The sequence below is a fragment of the Streptomyces sp. NPDC026522 genome (genome assembly GCF_055567555.1).
This window is the reverse complement of the sequence record NZ_JBVHQF010000002.1, coordinates 403,477-418,784: the sequence shown is the minus strand read 5'-3', so window position 1 is coordinate 418,784 and position 15,308 is coordinate 403,477. Positions and strand designations below refer to the sequence as shown.

General features: G+C 68.9%; 15 protein-coding genes and 1 pseudogene. 9 read left to right on the top strand and 7 right to left on the bottom strand.

The features are described from left to right. Positions 1-8 precede the first annotated feature (8 nt). On the bottom strand, positions 9-2,186 hold the full coding sequence (locus ACZ4M3_RS06525; RefSeq protein ID WP_467730504.1) for a hypothetical protein: 2,178 nt from the start codon (positions 2,184-2,186) through the stop codon (positions 9-11). 377 nt (positions 2,187-2,563) lie between these two features. On the opposite strand from ACZ4M3_RS06525, the gene ACZ4M3_RS06520 reads away from it, so the two are divergent. Continuing rightward, on the top strand, positions 2,564-2,803 hold the full coding sequence (locus tag ACZ4M3_RS06520) for a hypothetical protein (RefSeq protein WP_467730503.1): 240 nt from the start codon (positions 2,564-2,566) through the stop codon (positions 2,801-2,803). A gap of 238 nt (positions 2,804-3,041) precedes the next feature. Continuing rightward, positions 3,042-3,980, top strand: coding sequence for a restriction endonuclease (locus ACZ4M3_RS06515; protein WP_467730502.1), 939 nt, complete (start codon positions 3,042-3,044; stop codon positions 3,978-3,980). A 68-nt stretch (positions 3,981-4,048) separates the two neighbouring features. Here the strand turns inward: ACZ4M3_RS06515 and ACZ4M3_RS06510 are convergent, their stop codons facing one another. Both ACZ4M3_RS06510 and ACZ4M3_RS06505 read right to left on the bottom strand, forming a co-directional pair. Next, entirely contained in the window at positions 4,049-4,576 is a 528-nt protein-coding gene (locus ACZ4M3_RS06510) for an NUDIX domain-containing protein (RefSeq protein ID WP_467730501.1), read from the bottom strand. A gap of 1 nt (position 4,577) precedes the next feature. After that, a pseudogene (locus ACZ4M3_RS06505) lies at positions 4,578-5,600 on the bottom strand (tetratricopeptide repeat protein); the annotation flags it as partial. Here ACZ4M3_RS06505 and ACZ4M3_RS06500 point away from each other — a divergent pair. After that, positions 5,535-5,867, top strand: a complete 333-nt coding sequence (locus ACZ4M3_RS06500; protein ID WP_467730500.1) for a tyrosine-type recombinase/integrase — start codon at positions 5,535-5,537, stop codon at positions 5,865-5,867. The pseudogene ACZ4M3_RS06505 and the gene ACZ4M3_RS06500 sit on opposite strands and share 66 nt — an antisense overlap. Positions 5,868-5,976: 109 nt before the next feature. Here the strand turns inward: ACZ4M3_RS06500 and ychF are convergent, their stop codons facing one another. Further along, complete coding sequence (gene ychF, locus ACZ4M3_RS06495) at positions 5,977-7,065, bottom strand: redox-regulated ATPase YchF (protein ID WP_467730499.1); 1,089 nt, start codon at positions 7,063-7,065, stop codon at positions 5,977-5,979. A gap of 135 nt (positions 7,066-7,200) precedes the next feature. On the opposite strand from ychF, the gene ACZ4M3_RS06490 reads away from it, so the two are divergent. After that, positions 7,201-7,701 (top strand): DUF6542 domain-containing protein, encoded by a 501-nt coding sequence (locus ACZ4M3_RS06490; protein WP_467730498.1) that lies wholly within the window; start codon positions 7,201-7,203, stop codon positions 7,699-7,701. A gap of 22 nt (positions 7,702-7,723) precedes the next feature. Here the strand turns inward: ACZ4M3_RS06490 and ppgK are convergent, their stop codons facing one another. Continuing rightward, a complete protein-coding gene (gene ppgK, locus ACZ4M3_RS06485) occupies positions 7,724-8,473 on the bottom strand; it encodes a polyphosphate--glucose phosphotransferase (protein ID WP_467730497.1) in 750 nt (249 codons plus the stop codon). A 33-nt stretch (positions 8,474-8,506) separates the two neighbouring features. Then, positions 8,507-9,529: a 4-hydroxy-3-methylbut-2-enyl diphosphate reductase gene (locus ACZ4M3_RS06480; protein WP_467730496.1), complete on the bottom strand. Its 1,023-nt coding sequence runs from the start codon at positions 9,527-9,529 to the stop codon at positions 8,507-8,509. An 86-nt stretch (positions 9,530-9,615) separates the two neighbouring features. On the opposite strand from ACZ4M3_RS06480, the gene ACZ4M3_RS06475 reads away from it, so the two are divergent. The 4 genes from ACZ4M3_RS06475 (at position 9,616) to ACZ4M3_RS06460 (ending at position 13,374) form a co-directional block, all read left to right on the top strand. Further along, complete coding sequence (locus ACZ4M3_RS06475; RefSeq protein WP_467730495.1) at positions 9,616-11,010, top strand: APC family permease; 1,395 nt, start codon at positions 9,616-9,618, stop codon at positions 11,008-11,010. 9 nt (positions 11,011-11,019) lie between these two features. Continuing rightward, positions 11,020-12,348, top strand: coding sequence for an exodeoxyribonuclease VII large subunit (gene xseA, locus ACZ4M3_RS06470; protein WP_467730494.1), 1,329 nt, complete (start codon positions 11,020-11,022; stop codon positions 12,346-12,348). Positions 12,349-12,425: 77 nt separating this feature from the next. Then, positions 12,426-12,662: an exodeoxyribonuclease VII small subunit gene (locus ACZ4M3_RS06465; protein WP_467730493.1), complete on the top strand. Its 237-nt coding sequence runs from the start codon at positions 12,426-12,428 to the stop codon at positions 12,660-12,662. Between the two features lie 121 nt (positions 12,663-12,783). Continuing rightward, the gene (locus tag ACZ4M3_RS06460; RefSeq protein ID WP_467730492.1) at positions 12,784-13,374 is read left to right on the top strand and encodes a malonic semialdehyde reductase; all 591 of its coding nucleotides are present in this window, start codon (positions 12,784-12,786) and stop codon (positions 13,372-13,374) included. Between the two features lie 96 nt (positions 13,375-13,470). Here ACZ4M3_RS06460 and ACZ4M3_RS06455 read toward each other — a convergent pair whose 3' ends face one another. Then, a complete protein-coding gene (locus ACZ4M3_RS06455; RefSeq protein WP_467730819.1) occupies positions 13,471-13,989 on the bottom strand; it encodes a DUF4245 domain-containing protein in 519 nt (172 codons plus the stop codon). Between the two features lie 225 nt (positions 13,990-14,214). Between ACZ4M3_RS06455 and glpX the strand changes: the two genes are divergently transcribed. Further along, positions 14,215-15,246 carry a class II fructose-bisphosphatase gene (gene glpX / locus ACZ4M3_RS06450; RefSeq protein ID WP_467730491.1) on the top strand — a complete coding sequence of 344 codons (1,032 nt, stop codon included), beginning with the start codon at positions 14,215-14,217 and terminating at the stop codon, positions 15,244-15,246. Positions 15,247-15,308 lie beyond the last annotated feature (62 nt).

Here is a 15,308-nt window from a genome sequence, read left to right as displayed (position 1 = left end):
GTAGCGTCTCACGGACCTGCGAGCGGCTCGGCAAGTCCTTCCAGCTTCGCCCGCAACCGGCGGATCTCCACCTCAGCCGTCATCAAGCCCAGTGTCATGCTGTCCGCCTGGTCCCGAGCCAGTGACCGGCCTCCAGGCTTCGCAAGCACGGCCAGAGACGCGGCAAGCTCTAGACATCTCCCGACGTCTTGGATAAGCGCCCCCACCTGCTGCTCCAGGTTCACCGCCAAATCGGGCGCCGGGTCGGTCACAGGGACACGTTCTAGGCTCGGCGGCTGAACCTCATCCGGCGCCGGACGGGTCGGTACGTTTTTCGGAGATTGAAGAGGCCCGTTCTTCGCTGCAGGTGCCGCCCGCTCCTCGCCGGGCACCGCCATAGCACCGTTGCCGACCGCCAACTGAACGGACTGTGCGGTTGACCGCGGCGCAGAGGAGTTGCCCCGTGGTTTCGGCACCCCACGTCCACGAATTCCCGCCTCTTTGGGGAACTCCCGGTTGAACCAAGCCCGATTCATCGGTTCCAGCAAGGGTTCGCCAGTCGCCGAGACCTTCCGCGGGCGACGGTCCCCCTCGTCCATCGCGGCCGCCAGCTCCCGCAGGACACCCACCGCCTTGCGGCGGTTGTTCCGCATGGCCATCAGGTTGTTCTTGACTGTCCGTCGGACGCGGTCCGCCTTGGCTCCGTCGTCGTCGGTCTTCTGCCCTGTCAGCGATCCCCGGTCCGCGTCGATGAGGTCGAAGGCCGCGAGCCAATGTGCCGCCCGGAAAAAAATAAGTTCCTCGAATGCCTCATCATCAGTGTCCGCCTTGGCAAGCAGCTCCGGCAACCGCCGGTCCGAGGGATTGAGGCCGTCCCGGACATCGCCGAGCTGGAAGACCTCCGCGATCCGCGGGTTCCACGGGCTTGGAAAGCTCTCCGAGGTCATAGCCGACCAGACCCGCGCCCGCCGGTTGGCCTCCGGAGCGCTCAGTTGGGACGGCGGCGCCTCGCTGAGTGCCCGTCGGATCAGCAACCGCTTGCGCCGCTCCACCGGAAACAGCTCCCGGATAAGCATCATCGAACGGATGTCCCGCAGCTCCGATACCGCCGCATCCGCCGGCAGTCCTGGCAAACCCGCAATAGGAACGCCTCCTGACAAAACGTCCGCGACCCTTTCGCCGAGCACTCCCTCCGCTACGTACATTCCGAGCACGCTGCGACCGAGCGCCCGCCCTCGGTCGTTCGGGGTGAACTCCAGCGGCATATGAACGTGGTCACGCCGATTGCTCATCTGTGCGATGCGGTAGAGCCTGCGTGGTGTCGAGGTGCCCACGACCAGGTGGGACTCCACCACCGCGAGCCTGGCAGCCTGCACGGCACGGGAGTCGTCGTCAGGATCGGCAGGGCTCGTGGCGGCGGAGAGCGATTCGTACTCCTCGTTCAGCAGGTCGGAGAGGCGCGTGAGCCAGTCGTTCGGATCAAAGACGACGCCTTCCCCGCTCCCTCCGATCTTCTTGACCGGGACACCCGCGACCACATCGGCGGACGAGATCCGGAAAATGTCGTGGCGCCGCTGCGTCCGGTTGTTGCCCCGGACCGCCATCCACTGCCAGTGTTCGGCCGGATGTAGCGGACGTCCGTCCCGACCCTGTAGCGGTGCTTCCTTGATGAGGATGTGCTGCGCGACGTAGAGGCACGGCTCCAGTTGCCCGTTGAGGATCAGGTCCTGCCTGAGATCGTAGGAACGGTGGCCTTCCCGTTCGCGCAGCCCCGACGCGGCCTTCTCCAGATTCGCGACCAGTGACTCGCGGTTCTCGGCCACGCTCTCCACGGCCGCAAACTCCTGAGTCGAGCCGCCAGCCACCTGCTGGACGTAGGGGCGCACTGCGGACAGCGAGCTCTCGTCCTCCCGCACCGGTGCCGGATTGGCGGGCGAGTGCCACAACGAGCTGATCCGCTCGTTGTGTTCCCAGACACTTCCCCCAGCGCCATGCATCCGCACCGCCGCGATCAGCATGTCCCCTGCATCGGTGTGGAGCTGCCGCAGGGCATCCGGTCGCCACATTCGTATTCCGACCTGATCTTGTTCGGTCAGCATGGACTCCGGATCGACCACGAACGGGGCGAAATTGAGCAGCGCCTCACGCGGAACGTTCACCCCTGGCGTGTTCAGACCGGCGTCCACCCACTGGCGCTGCATCTTCAAAGACGCAGGGCGAGCAAATGGCCCCGCCTGAGCGTTTTCAACCACCGTTTCTCCCCATCACATCATCGGGTTCACCGAGACCGCTGCCGGACGCGATCGACCACACCCTTGAAGCTTCTCTTTTTCAAGCCGATCCATCTAGCCAGGCCAGTCCCTCGAATCCATACTTACGCGTTACATTGGAAATACGAAGCCGATGCCATGAACTGAACGAAAGTGACCGATTGCCATTGAACGTTGAGCGCTTAACGCGAGAATCTACCCAACTTCAATGACATATGTGGACTTGGATGCATAACCCTGCGCTCTTGCGCTAGAACTTAGAAATCTCAACGCGATTTCAACGCGTCAAAGTCGATCCGACAAGGAACTCCGCCGTGACTCCCCCTCCAAGCCCGCCCCGGTCCACCGACACCACAGGTGGCACGTGGCTCCCCTGGCTGCTGGTCATGCTGCTGTTCTCGCTACTGGTCGCGGCGTGCACCGGCTTCCTCAAGCGCCTCGGTGGGAGCACGCCGGTGGACGCCCTGCTCGCAGGCGGCGCCGCCTTCGGCGGGACCGCCCTGCTCTGTCTGGCCATCGTGCCGACCATCCAGCAACTGCGGCGCCGCCAGTAGAACGAGGCGCTCATAGCCGACCGACCGGCACTAACCAGAACGCTGCTCGACTGCTGAGCAACATTCCTGACGGAACATCAGTAACGGAAGCAGAATGCCTGCGGCCCAATCCTGGCCTGCGGCGCCACACAGGACGGGCAATCCAACACGAAGGCAGGTAAGCACCCGACTCCCCTCTATAGCATCATCTGACCAGGCGTTAGTAGCCCCGCACAGAGACTGGGAGGTCGGACGAGGGATGACGAGCACGCCGAAACCAGCGCAGCCGATCAGCCCAGCCGCCTACGGAGCCCTGGCCGGCGCGCTTAAGTCGATCTTCTGGTACAAGCGCGACCTCGAACGATTCATCCGCTTGTGGGCCACAGACCACCCTTCACTGCTGGCCCACATGGACTTCAGCGGCTACAAGTGGGCCACCGCAGATGAGTTCGTGGACCGGTTGATGGCAAATGAGCGCCAATACCGCGACCTTTCGCTTCGGATGATGGCGGAGGTTTCTCAGCTGACGAGCTTCCCTGCCCTGAAGCGGCATGAGAACGCCGAGTCCCTGATCGCCGAGGCAAAAGAAGCAGTCGACCATCTCAGGGGGCTGGTGGACCGCCAGCGCGTTGCCCACGAACAACAGTGGAAGTTCGATGACGAACTTCTCACATACCGCGCTGTGGTAGAAGCCCAGCACAGCTTTGAAGCTAAGCTTGCTGCCCTTAAAGAACGCTTCCTCGAACTGGAGCATATGGATAATCGCCAGAAGGCTGGCAGGCTCTTCGAGCCATTCCTGAATGACATCTTCAGGCTGTTCGACACGGAACCTCGCCTGTCATACAGCCTGGAGTACGAGCAAATCGACGGCTCACTCACTTTCGACACAGACGACTACATCGTTGAGGCCAAGTGGTGGCAGGAAGCGATCCAGCCCCACCACCTCTACAGCTTCAATGAGAAGGTGAGACGGAAGGGAAAGAATTCGCTTGGAATATTTATCAGCGTAAATGGATTCACTAGCGGAGCCCGAGAAGCGTACAGAGAGAGTACGCCGTTCCTAACGATGGAGGGCCTCGATTTCTTCTATGTTCTCGACGGGCGCCTAACGCTCGATGAACTTTTGCGACGCAAGAAGCGTCATGCAAATGAGACCGGAAGCTGCTACTTCCCAGCCACGATGTTCCCAGGTGAGTAGCCCAACCAGCCCGTCGCCATCAAGCCGGAGTCGGCGGATGGCACGGCACCCACACTCAGGACGCGCAACTAATGCCACCCGTTAAGTGACACCTGAGAGCTGCCGCGCAGGTACTGATGGAGTGCACTGGCAGTCGTGTCTACAAAGGCGTCAGGGATGGCGTTGGCATCAACCCAGCAGACCTGGGAGTGCTTGCGCGGTTCGCGGTTCTCGGGTTCGCCAGTCCACTCGTGAGCGGCGAAGACGACCGTCAGGAAGCCGTTGGGGGCTTCGACGCCCCAGGCGCCGTGGATGATGTGGGCGACCTTGAGGGACTCGGGCTTCACCGTGAGGCCGGTCTCCTCGTAAAGCTCACGTACGGCGGTCTCCGTGATGGGTTCACCCGGTTCGCTCTTGCCGACGGGGAGGTCCCACATGCCCTGGGCGAACTTGGCGATTTCGCTGCGCTGGAGGAGGACGACGCGGTTGGTGGCCTTGTCGTGGACGATGACGGCGGCGACCAGCAGGGTCATGGATTCCAAGGCCGGCTTGAGGGCCTCTGGTTGGTCGTTGGTCTGCTGGGCCACGGTCTTCCCTTCGGGTGGGTTGTTGGGCATGTTAGGCGAGGGCTTCACGGGCGCGGCGGGCGAGATCGACGGCGCCAGGGACACGGCGGCGCTGGTAGACCACGAGGGTGGAGCGGATCGAGGTGATCGCCTTGCGGGTGCGGTCTGAGGTCATGCCCTCCGTGAGGACCAGGGCTTGGGTCCAGGCGGCGACGGCTTCGTCGGCACGGGCCTGGGCGGCGAGGCTGTCGCCGAGGTCGGCGTGGGTGAGGGCGTGGACGCGCTTGTACTTTTCAGGGTCCCAGCGGGTGAAGGCATCGCGGTGCTGTTGTTCGGTGCCGATGTGGTCGGCGAGGTCGGTCAGGGTGCGGGCGGTGTGGCTGGCCACGGTGCCAGCGGCCGGGCCGCTCACGCGGGAGTAGCTGGGCTGGGGGCCGTCGTCCCGTAGGAGGGCGTCCTCGGCGGCGAGGAGGGCGCGTGCGGCCGACGGGTTCTCGTCGGTGGCCGCGTAGGCGCGGGCGTGGGTGATGTGGAGGAGGGCCTCGGTCTGGCCGTCGACGTGGCTGAGTCCGCGCCGCAGGGCGCCTTCGACGAGGTCGACGCAGTGGTGGGGCTGCTTGAGGCTCAGGGCCTGGTGGGCGAGGGCGCGCATCATCCAGGCGGCGTGGCCGTGGGGGTCGGCTTCGCAGGCGAGCTCGTAGCCGACCTGGTAGTAGCGCTGGGCGGCACCTTCCTGGCCGAGGTCGTGGTGCTTCCACCCTGCGAGGTAGGCAAGTTCGGCGACGGCGCCGAAGGCGGCCCAGCGTAAGGCATCGCTGGGGAAGCGTCCGCGCAGCATGGGGGCCGCTGTGTCGGCGAGGTACGCGGTGACGGTGGTCAGTCCGTGCCCGCCGCCGAGGCGTTCGTCGGCGGCGCTGAAGGCCGCGGTGATCTGGCGTACGACGTCCACGTCCTCCGCGCCGACTAGGGACGTGCCGGTGCGGGCTCGGAGCATACGGGTCGTGGCTTCGTGGTCGTAGCCGAGCGGCATGGCGACGCCGGCGGTGGTGAAGGCCGCGATGGCGAGGAAGCGGGGTCCTGGCGGCCCGCCTGCGCGAAGGCCGGAATAGCGAAGGGCACCGGACCCCACTCTCTCCGGCACCACTACGCCAGCTTGCTGATCAAGCACGGCGAGTCGGTGAAGACCGTCTCCGAGCGCCTCGGCCACACCAACGCGGCCATGACGCTGAACATCTACACCCACCTGTGGCCCGACTCCGAGGAGCGGACCCGGGCCGCCGTCGACAGGGCGTACGCGGACCGGTCCGCCGATGCCCAGCCGCAGGTCGACGAAGCGGCGTAGCCGCTCCCCCCGCGCGCGGACCGAAGCCAGCACGCTGCGGACTCTGTGCGGACTGCAAAGGCCGCCCAACCCGCGCCGCCGCAGGTCAGACGGCCTTTTGCCGAACGCATTAAACGTTAAAGCGGAACTCCACCACGTCGCCGTCCTGCATGACGTAGTCCTTGCCCTCCATGCGGGCCTTGCCCTTCGCGCGGGCTTCGGTGACCGAGCCGCATTCGACCAGGTCGGCGAAGGAGATGACCTCCGCCTTGATGAAGCCGCGCTGGAAGTCGGTGTGGATGACGCCGGCCGCCTCGGGGGCGGTGGCGCCCTTCTTGATGGTCCAGGCGCGGGTTTCCTTCGGGCCGGCCGTCAGGTAGGTCTGGAGGCCCAGGGTGTCGAAGCCGACGCGGCCGAGGGTGGCCAGGCCGGGCTCTTCCTGGCCGACCGACTGGAGCAGCTCCAGGGCCTCGTCCTCGTCCAGCTCCGAGAGGTCCTGCTCCAGCTTCGCGTTCAGGAAGATGGCCTCGGCCGGGGCGACCAGGGCGCTCTGCTCCGCCTTGAAGGCGTCGTCCGTCAGCTCGTCCTCGTCGACGTTGAAGACGTACAGGAACGGCTTCGTGGTCAGCAGGTGCAGCTCGTGGAGCAGGTCGCCCTGCTCCGTGCCCTTGGTGATGCCCTTCGAGAAGAGCGTGTCGCCGGCTTCGAGGATCTTCTGCGCCTCGGTGACGGCGGCCAGGACGGCGACCTTCTCCTTCTGCAGGCGGGACTCCTTCGTCAGGCGCGGCACCGCCTTCTCGATCGACTGGAGGTCCGCGAGGATCAGCTCGGTGTTGATCGTCTCGATGTCGTCCTTGGGCGAGACCTTGCCGTCGACGTGGACCACGTTCTCGTCCTTGAAGGCACGGATGACCTGGCAGATCGCGTCCGATTCCCGGATGTTCGCCAGGAACTTGTTGCCCAGGCCCTCACCCTCCGACGCGCCGCGCACGATGCCGGCGATGTCGACGAAGTCGACCGTCGCCGGGAGGACCTTCTGCGAGCCGAAGATGCCCGCGAGGACGGCCAGACGCTTGTCCGGGACACCGACGACGCCGACGTTCGGCTCGATGGTGGCGAACGGGTAGTTGGCCGCCAGCACGTCGTTCTTGGTCAGGGCGTTGAACAGGGTCGACTTGCCGACATTCGGCAGGCCGACGATTCCGATCGTGAGCGACACGTTGGCGACTTCCCGTAGCTGGAGGGGGCGGCGGCCCGGGGATGGGCCACCTGACAGTTTACTTTCCGCTGAGTGGCGCTCGATGTACGCGTGTCCAGGCCGCCCCGGACGGCCCCTCCCGCCTAGTTTGGTGCGGTGGAGCCATACAGGGTGGAGCAGTACAGCAGCGCGGAGCGGTACGGAACGAAGCGCCCCGTGCGCGGCCCGCGGGCGGGGCGGCCGGCGCGGCCAGCGGCCGCCCGGCGGCTGCCCCGGCCCCGGCTGACCGGGCTCGGCGGCGGGCTGTTCGCCTGCGCCGCGATGGTGCTGGTCGGCGGGATCGACTGGCTGCTGTTCGGCTCCTCGCTGTTCGCGTACGGGCTGCTCTTCCTGCCCGTCGCCGCGGCCACCGCGCTCTGGGTGCGCCCGGCGGACCTGATCACCGCGCCGGTGTCCGTGCCGATCGCGTTCGCCGTCGGGGTGTGGCCCGTCTCGGGGGGTTCCGGCGGCTTCGGCGGGGAGCTGATGGGGATCGTGTCGGCCCTGTCCCTGCACGCCGGCTGGCTGTACGCGGGCACGGTGATCGCCGCGCTGATCGCGCTGGTGCGCAAGGCCGTGCTGATCGGGAAGCGGCGGCTGCCCAGGCGCACGGCCTAGGGACAGGCAGCCGCCGTCCCCGCTACGCCGTCTTCGCCGGGCGGGCCGCCATCGCCGCGCCGACGATGCCCGCGTTGTTCTGCAGCTGCGCCGGGACGATCTCGGCCCGGATGCCCTCGATCAGCGGGAGGAACTTCTCGGGCTTGCGGCTGACGCCGCCGCCGATGATGAAGAGCTGGGGGGAGAACAGCATCTCCACGTGGGCCAGGTACTTCTCCACCCGCCGCGCCCAGCGCTCCCACGTCAGTTCCGCGTCCTCCTTGGCCTTCACCGAGGCCCGCTTCTCCGCGTCGTGGCCGTGCAGCTCAAGGTGCCCCAGCTCGCTGTTGGCCACCAACCGGCCGTCCGTGAAGAGGGCGCTGCCGATGCCCGTGCCCAGCGTCAGCAGGATGACCGTGCCGGTGCGGCCGCGGCCGGCCCCGTACGTCATCTCCGCGACCCCGGCCGCGTCCGCGTCGTTCAGCACCGTGACGGGGCGCCCGCCCAGCCGGCTCGTGAGCAGGGACGCCGTGTCCATGCCGACCCAGGCGGGGTCCATGTTGGCCGCGGTGCGCGTGACGCCGTCCGTGACGACGCCGGGGAAGGTGACGCCGACCGGGCCGTCCCACTCGAAGTGGCGGACCACCTCGACGACGACCTCGGCCACCCCCTCGGGGGTGGCCGGGTGCGGTGTCGGTAGTTTCAGGCGCTCGTGCACCGGCTCGCCGCGGTCCAGGTCCACGGGAGCGCCCTTGATGCCGGTTCCGCCGATGTCCACACCGAAGATCTCCATGGGACCACCGTAGGCAACGGTGCGGGCCGTGGCCTACTGGTCGGCCGACTCCGAGGTGTCGGCCACCAGGCCGGCCGCCTCCGCGCGCAGGTCGCGGCGCAGCTCCTTCGGCAGCGAGAAGACGATCGACTCCTCCGCCGTCTTGACGATCTCCACGTCCCCGTACCCGCGCTGTGCCAGCCACTCCAGCACCTCTTCGACCAGCACCTCCGGCACCGAGGCGCCCGAGGTAAGACCGACCGTGGTGACGCCTTCCAGCCAGGCCTCGTCGATCTCGCTGGCGAAGTCCACCAGGTGGGCCGCGCCCGCGCCCGCGTCCAGCGCCACCTCGACCAGGCGGATGGAGTTCGAGGAGTTCTTGGAGCCGACGACGATGACCAGGTCGGAGTCGGCGCCCATCTGCTTGACCGCGGCCTGCCGGTTGGAGGTGGCGTAGCAGATGTCGTCGCTCGGCGGCGAGACCAGCAGCGGGAACTTGGTCTTGAGCGCGTCGACGGTCTCCATCGTCTCGTCCACCGAGAGCGTGGTCTGCGACAGCCAGACGACCTTCGACTCGTCCCGGACGGTCACCTTCTCCACGTCGTGCGGGCCGTCCACGATCGTGATGTGGTCCGGGGCCTCGCCGGAGGTGCCGATGACCTCCTCGTGGCCCTCGTGGCCGATGAGGAGGATGTCGAAGTCCTCGTTCGCGTACCGGATGGCTTCCTTGTGCACCTTGGTGACCAGCGGGCAGGTCGCGTCGATGGTCGCGAGCTTGCCGCGCGCCGCCTCCTCGTGGACCACGGGGGCCACGCCGTGCGCGGAGAACATCACGATGGAGCCCTCGGGGACCTCCTCCGTCCGCTCGACGAAGATGGCGCCCTTCTTCTCCAACGTCTGCACCACGTACTTGTTGTGCACGATCTCGTGGCGTACGTAGACCGGCGCGCCGTACTGCTCGAGGGCTTTCTCGACGGCGATCACGGCTCGGTCGACACCCGCGCAGTAGCCGCGGGGGGCGGCGAGCAGGACGCGGCGGGAAGCGGGAGCAGGGGCGGGAGCAGTCATGCGGTCCATCGTACGGGGGTCTCCGGCAGGCCGGTCGTCGCCCGTTCGGCACAGACTGGGTGGCACGTACGTACCGGCTATCCCCCGGAGGAACGATGGCGTCCGCGACGGACACCCCCACGGCGCCCGCCGCCCTGCGGCGCACCCTCGGCTTCCGGGACCTGGTCGTCTACGGGCTGCTCTTCATCGCGCCGATGGCCCCGGTCGGGGTCTTCGGCACGCTCGACGCCAAGTCGCACGGCGCGGTCGCCCTGGTCTACCTCGCCGCGACCGTGGCCATGGCCTTCACCGCCTGCTCCTACGCCCAGATGGTGCGGGTGGCACCGCGGGCCGGGTCGGTGTTCACGTACGCCCGCCAGGGCCTGGGCGAGGGGGCGGGGCTGATCGCGGGCTGGATGGCGATGCTCGACTACCTGCTGATCCCGGCGGTCGCCTACCTCTTCTCCGGCATCGCGATGAACGCCCTGGTCCCCGAGGTCTCCCGGTGGGTGTGGACGGCGCTGGCGGTGGTGGTGACCACCCTGCTGAACCTGTGGGGCGTACGGGCCGCCGCGCGCGTGGGGTTCGCCGTGCTGGCGATGGAGGTCCTGGTGCTGCTGGTGTTCGTGGTCGCGGCGGTGACCGTGCTCGCCCAGGGCGGCGCGCGGCGCGGCTGGCTGTCCCCGCTGACCGGGGACGGCTCGCTGGAGTTCTCGGTGGCCGCCGTGCTGGGCGCGGTATCGGTCGCGGTCCTGTCGTACCTGGGCTTCGACGCCATCGCGTCCTTCGCGGAGGAGGTGACGGGCGGCTCGGAGCGGGTCGCGCGGGCGGTGCTGTTCTGTCTGGCGCTGGCCGGGGTGCTGTTCGTCGCGCAGAGCTACCTGGCCGCGCTGCTGATGCCGCTGTCCTCGGCGGAGCTGGCGGCCGACCCGGCGCTGCAGGGGCCGGCCTTCTACACCGCGGTGGAGTCGGCGGCCGGTACCTGGCTGCACGACCTGGTCGCGGCGAGCAAGGCGATCGGGGCGGCCTTCGCGGCGCTGGCGGGGCAGGCCGCGGCGGGCCGGCTGGTGTTCGCGATGGCCCGGGAGCGGCGGCTGCCGGGGGTGCTGGCGCGGACCTCGGACGGCACGCCCCGGCCGGCCCTGCTGGTGGCGGCGACGGTGACGCTGGTCGCGGCGGTGTGGGCGGCGCGGCGCGACGACGGCCTGGACCGTCTGGTGTCGGTGGTGGACGTCGGGGCGCTGGTGGCGTTCACGCTGCTGCACGCCTCGGTGGTGGGGTGGTTCGTCGTACGGCGCGGGTCGGGGCCGCCGAACTGGTGGCTGCACCTGGTGGTCCCGGTACTGGGCGCGGCGGTGACCGTCGCGGTGATCGCCGAGGCGGCCCGGACGGCGCAGGTGGTGGGGGCGCTGTGGCTCGTGGTGGGCCTGGTGGTGCTGGTGGCCCAGCGGGGCCGACGCGGACGGCCCCGGGGGGCGGGGCCCGGTCCCACTGTCGGTCCGGGCGGCTAGCCTGCCTGCATGGGTCTGAATACGTCGGCCGAGGCGCCGCTGCCGGTCGGTCAGGTGTCCCGGCTCATCGGGGGCTGGATCGACAAGCTCGGCCAGGTGTGGGTGGAGGGGCAGATCACCCAGCTGTCCCGGCGGCCGGGGGCGGGGGTGGTCTTCCTGACGCTCCGCGACCCGTCGCACGACATCTCGCTGAGCGTCACCTGCTTCCGCCAGGTCTACGACGACGTCGCGGACCTGGTGTCGGAGGGCGCGCGCGTCGTCGTACGGGCGAAGCCGGAGTGGTACGCCCCGCGCGGGCAGCTGTCGCTGCGGGCCACCGAGATACGGCCGGTCGGCATCGGCGAGCTGCTGGCGCGGCTGGAGAAGCTCAAGCGCTCGCTCGCCGCCGAGGGGCTGTTCGCGCTGGACCGCAAGCGGCCGCTGCCGTTCCTGCCGCAGCTGATCGGGCTGGTGGTGGGCCGGGCGTCGGCGGCCGAACGGGACGTGCTGGAGAACGCCCGGCGCCGGTGGCCGGCGGTCCGCTTCGAGGTGCGCAACGTCGCCGTGCAGGGGGTGAACGCGGTGCCCCAGGTGATCCGGGCGGTACGGGAGCTCGACGCCATGGACGAGGTCGACGTGATCATCGTGGCGCGCGGCGGCGGGAGCGTCGAGGACCTGCTGCCGTTCTCCGACGAGGAGGTCGTACGGGCGGTCGCGGCCGCCCGCACCCCCGTCGTCTCGGCGATCGGGCACGAGCCGGACTCCCCGCTGCTCGACCTGGTCGCGGACCTGCGGGCCTCCACGCCCACGGACGCGGCGAAGAAGGTGGTCCCGGACGTCGGCGAGGAGCTGGAGCGGGTACGCCAGTTGCAGGCCCGGGGGCTGCGCGCGGTGCGCGGGCTGCTCGACCGGGAGGAGCGCGGGCTGGCCCACGCGCTCGGCCGACCGGTGTTCGTGCACCCGCAGCGGATGGTGGAGACCCGGGAGGCGGAGGTGGAGGCTCTGGTGGCACGCAGCCGGCGGACGCTGGGCCACCTGCTGGACCGGGCGGACTCGGAGCTGACGCACACCCGGGCGCGGGTCCTGGCGCTGTCCCCGGCGGCCACGCTGGAGCGCGGGTACGCGGTGCTCCAGCGGACCGACGGCCATGTGGTGCGCTCGCCCCAGGAGGTCGGCACCGGGGACGTGCTGCGCGCCCGGGTGGCGGCCGGGGAGTTCACGGTCCGCGTGGACGGGGCCGGGCGGCCCGAGGAGACGGGTGGGCCCGAGGAAACCCGGCGGGCCGCGGAGGCCGGGCCGGCCGGAGAGACCCGGCGGGCCGCGGAAACGGGGCAAGAGGCCGCCCGCACCGCCGAATGACGACGGGCGTCGGCTCGCCGCACGAGCCGTTCAACCGCAGATCTACCGCAAATCGAGCGCATGAAGGTGAGATGGGAATGACCGAGGCCGATACGGCGCTGGGGTACGAGCAGGCGCGGGACGAACTCATCGAGGTCGTCCGAAAGCTGGAAGCCGGTGGCACCTCGCTGGAGGACTCGCTCGCGCTCTGGGAGCGCGGCGAGGAGTTGGCGAAGGTGTGCCGGCACTGGCTGGAAGGGGCCCGCGCACGGCTCGACTCCGCGCTGGCCGCGCGCGATGGGGCCGAGGAGGGCACCGGGAACGACGGCGAGTGAAGGCCACGGCCGCCCGGATGTGACCTCGCTCACTCTCGGGGGATTTAGTTGAAAATTCACCTATCTCTCTCGTAGAGTCGACGACATCGCGCTTCACCTCCGCATAGAAGAAGGCTTTCCGATGTCTCTCGTTCTCGACGCCGCCGCTCAGGACCTGCTGTTCCGCGAGGCCCGTACCGCCAACTCCTTCTCCGACGAGCCGGTGACCGACGAGCAGGTCCAGGCGATCTACGACCTGGTGAAGTACGGTCCCACCGCCTTCAACCAGACTCCGCTGCGCATCACCCTCGTCCGCTCCCCCGAGGCCCGCGAGCGCCTCGTGAAGCACATGGCCGAGGGCAACCAGGCCAAGACCGCCGCCGCGCCGCTGGTCGCGATCCTCTCCGCCGACAACGAGTTCCACGAGGAGCTGCCGCAGCTGCTGCCGCACTTCCCGCAGGCCGCGGACCTCTTCTTCGCCGAGCGTCCGGTCCGCGAGCAGGCCGCCCTGGTGAACGCCTCGCTGCAGGCCGCGTACTTCATCATCGGCGTCCGTGCCGCCGGTCTGGCCGCCGGTCCGATGACGGGCCTGGACTTCGCCGGTGTCCAGAAGGAGTTCCTGGACGCCGACCACACCCCGCTGATGGTCGTCAACATCGGCAAGCCGGGCGAGAACGCCTGGTTCCCGCGCTCCCCGCGCCTGTCGTTCGACCAGGTCATCACCACCGTCTGAGTGCGGTGGCGGCCCGTACCGGCCGCGTGCAACGCCAGAGGCCGCCCACCCCCGATCCCGGGGTGGGCGGCCTCTGGCGTTGCACGCGGCCGGGGGCTACTGGCCCTGCTTGAACTCCAGCGCCGCGGCCATCGCGCCGAGCCCCTCGAAGGAGGCGGTCCCCGTCACCACCGTGACGTGGCCCTGCTCCCGGCGCACCAGCGCGTCGTACTGGTCGCCGTCCCAGCGCTCCCAGCTCTGGTCGCCGACCTGCTGCGACTGCCCGGTGGGCTTGGCCTGCTGGGTCACCTTGGCGATGTTCTTGGCGGAAGCGTCGCTGGACTGCTCCACCGCCACGTACTGCTTGTCCGGGTCGAGGAAGCCCAGGTGCCAGGCGTCGGCGTTCTTGCGCTCGTACGACACGGAGGTCGCCCGCCACTCGGCCGGCAGACCCACCGGCGCGGCGACCGGGTACGGCGCCGCGCGCCGGGCCGTCGCCGTCTCCACCCGGTAGTCGACCACGCGCGTCGGGTCGGCGTTCTCGTCATGCGGGACGAACATGTAGATGCCCGCCACGACGACACCGATCACCGCCAGCGACCGGACCATGTCCAGGACCGTCTGCTTGCCCTTCATACCTGCCACGGCTCCATAGTCCCGTACGCGCGGGAGCGATCACCGCCGGGGTAGGGCGCGGCGCCCGGGCGAAGCCGTCGGCCAGGGCTGATGATGTCCGCTCAGGCCGACACCCTGACCGATATTCCGCTCATAAGTGACCCGCTCTGCTCAATATGTCGACGTACCGATAGAGTTCCAGCACCCTCACATCCCGGCCGTCGTCGTACAGAAAGGTGCGCTCCGATGACCGAGCACAACCTGCCGCCCCAGCTCGAAGTCTCGCCCGACGCCCCCGACCGCAACCTCGCCCTGGAACTCGTCCGCGTCACCGAAGCCGCCGCCCTGGCCGCCGGCCGCTGGGTGGGCCGCGGCGACAAGCTCGGCGCGGACGGCGCGGCGGTCAACGCCATGCGCACCCTGATCTCCACCGTCTCGATGAACGGCGTCGTCGTCATCGGCGAGGGCGAGAAGGACGAAGCCCCGATGCTCTTCAACGGCGAGCGGGTCGGCGACGGCACCGGCGCCGAGGTCGACATCGCCGTGGACCCGATCGACGGCACCACCCTGAACGCAAAGGGCATGCCCAACGCCATCGCCGTGCTGGCCGCCGCCGACCGCGGCACCATGTTCGACCCGTCCGCGGTCTTCTACATGGACAAGCTGGTCACCGGCCCGGAGGCCGCCGACTTCGTCGACATCAACGCCCCCGTCTCGGTCAACATCCGCCGGGTCGCCAAGGCGAAGAACATCGCCGTCGAGGACGTCACCGTGGTCATCCTGGACCGCCCCCGCCACGAGGGCATCGTCAAGGAGATCCGCGAGACCGGCGCCCGCATCAAGTTCATCTCGGACGGCGACGTCGCGGGGTCGGTCATGGCGGTGCGCGAGGGCACCGGCGTGGACCTGCTGCTCGGCATCGGCGGCACCCCCGAGGGCATCATCTCGGCCTGCGCCATCAAGTGCCTGGGCGGAACCATCCAGGGCAAGCTGTGGCCCAAGGACGACGCCGAGCGCCAGAAGGCCATCGACGCCGGCCACGACCTGGACCGCGTCCTGCACACCAACGACCTGGTGTCCGGCGAGAACGTCTTCTTCGTCGCCACCGGCATCACGGACGGCGAGCTGCTGCGCGGCGTCCACTACCGCTCGGAGACCGCGACCACGTCCTCGCTGGTCATGCGGTCGAAGTCGGGCACGATCCGGCAGATCGACTCCACCCACCGGCTGTCGAAGCTGCGCGCCTACAGCGCGATCGACTTCGACCGCGCCAAGTAGCGGCCCGCGGCCGGCCGGCCATGCGGAAGGGGCGGTCCTCCTGGTGGAGGACCGCCCCTTCC